Raw genomic sequence first — 2868 nt, forward strand, 5'->3', positions numbered from 1 at the left:
TTGCACTTCAAAAACTATGCGAACAGTTAAAGTGATGATTTGATCCATCAAATGGGATTACATAATAAAACCTTTTGTTCTTAATATTCGGTTCGAAGCAACGAGATGCTTTATTTATTTTGAATAATCCAACAAATATCATTATTAAGTTATTCGTTAGATTATTTACTCCTTATATTTAGTAACAAGAGTAAATTTGTCATGGACATTATTTCTAATCTGTTTGACATGGCACCATTTGTCGCACTATTTATTACACTCTCATTGGGTTATATGGTTGGTAAAATTACTATCGGCCGATTTGTTTTAGGCGGTGTGGCCGGAACATTATTAATGGGCGTAATTATTGGGCAATTTGGTGTTCAGATTGATCCCGGCGTAAAAAGTATTTTCTTTGCGCTCTTTATTTATGCTGTGGGTTATCAAGGCGGCGCACAATTCTTTAAAGCGCTTAACTTTAGAACCATCAACATTCTGTTGTCTGCGGTTGTTATGACGGTTTCAGGCTTATTGTGTGTACTTGCCGCTGCGTGGTTGTTTGACTTAGATAGAGGTACTGCTGCGGGCCTAGCTGCCGGTGGTTTAACTCAGTCTGCGATCATTGGTACTGCAGGCGATGCGATCGCCCGTTTGGGTGGTGTGTCTGAAGAAGCCAAACATCTGATGCAAACTAACGTTGCTGTAGGTTACGCTGTAACATACATCTTTGGTTCATTAGGTCCAATCTTGATGGTGACTTGGGTATTCCCAACGTTGATGAAGTGGGACATTCGCTCTGAAGCAATCAAAATGGCAGAAGCGAACTCAGATGGTAATGCAGAGCTTGGTGCTGGTGAATTCAATGCGATGACAAAACTTGAGACTCGCGCTTTTGAAATCAAAGCAGAGAGCAAAGTGAATGGTTTGACACTAGCCCAAATCAATCAAGATTCAATAGACGCATGCATCGAAGTTATCGAGCGTGATGGCAAAGCGATTGAAGCAGACAAATTTACTAAGCTTCAACAAGGCGATGTTCTGGTTATCACAGGTACTCGTAAAGCCATTGGTCAGTTGAAAAGTGACTCTGTTGGCTCTGAAGTTGTGCTTCCAGAAGAGTACGAAGTCATTGAAGAGAACCGTCAGCTTATCGCAGACAACAAACAACTGATTGGCCGTACACTAGGTCAAATCAAATCAGAAGCGAACAAAGGCACTTACCGTGGTGTTTATGTGACTGACTACCTTCGCGAAGGTGTATCAATCCCAGTTCACGCTGACCTTGTTGTTAAGAAAAATGATGTTATTCAATTAACTGGCTCACCAAGCGATATTAATCGTGTTCAAGGTACAATCGGTAAGCCAATGAACTCAGCAACAATGACTGACTTCATTGTACTAGGCATGGGTATGGTATTGGGTCTTTTGATTGGCCTAATCAACTTCAAAATTGCAGGTATTCCGGTCACTATCGGCTCTGGTGCAGGCTGTCTAGTGTCAGGTCTGATTGTTGGTTGGTTACGCAGCCGTAACCCACATGTGGCGCAATTCCCAGAATCAGCAGCAAGCTTTATTCGCGACTTCGGTCTAGCAGCATTCGTGGGTATCGTTGGTCTTGAGGCTGGCCCTCAAGCGGTAGACACCATCAAAGAACACGGTATGAGCCTACTATTCTTGGGTGTTGCGGTAACCATCATTCCACAGATTATTTCATTCTTCTTCTCGTACTTTGTATTGAAGATAAAGAATCCGGTAGAAGCTTTAGGTTGTGTAACCGGTGGTCGAAGTGCAAACCCAGCGTTCGCTGCATTGATGGAAAAAACAGGCAACGCAACGCCAGTATTCTCTTTTACTGTGACTTACGCAGTAGCCAACGTGTTACTGACTCTATGGGGACCAATTATCGTCGGCATTATTACCGTTAATGCGGGTATGTAATTAAAACCTACAACTCATTATAGATTTAAAAAATCATCAACTTATTAACAGACCTACCCTATCAAAAATAGGGTAGGCCTGAATAATCACGCTTAAGTAAAACACTTTATTTAATTACAAGTGTTTAATATTAAATTATTAGGTAAATATTATGACTACTCAAACTCCAACTATCGATTTTTCAAAATTCGCTGACCTAAGCCCATTCGAGCTAAAAGACAAACTGATTGAAGTGGCGCAAGCTGTGCCAGATCGTGCACTTCTTGATGCAGGTCGTGGTAACCCTAACTTCCTAGCAACGCTACCTCGTAAAGCCTTCATCCGTCTTGGTGAGTTTGCGGTAGCAGAAGCAGAGCGTAACTACGCTTACCTAGGTGGTGATTTCGGTGGTATCCCTGATGGCGTCGGCATCGTTGAGCGTTTCGACACGTTCGCAAGCCAATATGCAACAGACAAAGGCGTTGATTTCCTACGTCGTGCACTAAGCTACGCAAAAGACCGTCTAGGCATCGAAAAACAAGCGTTCCTAAACGAGCTAGTACTGGCTTACCTTGCGTGTAACTACCCAGTACCACCACGTATGCTAGTGAACATCGAGAAAGTGGTTAAACAATACATCGCAGAAGAGATGTACGGCCCAATGCCAATGACGACTAACTTTGACTTGTTCGCAACAGAAGGCGGCACAGCGTCAATGACGTACACGTTCGCAACCATGTTCAACAATGGTCTATTGAAAAAAGGTGACAAAGTTGCGCTAATCACGCCAATCTTTACACCTTACCTAGAAATCCCAGAGCTAGCAGAGTATGAGCTGGAAATCGTTGAGCTACGCCTTGATGAGACGACTTGGCAGCTACCAATGTCTGAAATCGAGAAACTGGCAGATACAGACATCAAACTGCTTTGCGTTGTTAACCCTGCAAACCCAGCATCAGTGAAATTCTCTGA

The 2868-nt window shown here is 42.9% G+C and carries 2 protein-coding genes; both read left to right on the top strand.

Annotation, left to right across the window (positions count from 1 at the left end):
- The first annotated feature begins 201 nt into the window (after nt 1-201).
- Nucleotides 202-1917, top strand: a complete 1716-nt coding sequence (aspT, locus tag AB4375_RS19980; protein ID WP_372052390.1) for an aspartate-alanine antiporter — start codon at nt 202-204, stop codon at nt 1915-1917.
- A gap of 151 nt (nt 1918-2068) precedes the next feature.
- The coding region (locus AB4375_RS19985; RefSeq protein WP_372052391.1) for a bifunctional aspartate transaminase/aspartate 4-decarboxylase at nt 2069-2868 on the top strand (800 nt) is incomplete at its 3' end.

This window comes from Vibrio sp. 10N.261.51.C6 (assembly GCF_041471785.1).
In the GTDB taxonomy this organism is placed as follows: Bacteria; Pseudomonadota; Gammaproteobacteria; order Enterobacterales; family Vibrionaceae; genus Vibrio; species Vibrio crassostreae_C.

What these genes read in the sequence shown, in the direction of transcription:
- aspT (WP_372052390.1), top strand. Translation starts at nt 202, where the DNA reads ATGGACATTATTTCTAATCTGTTTGACATGGCACCATTTGTCGCACTA.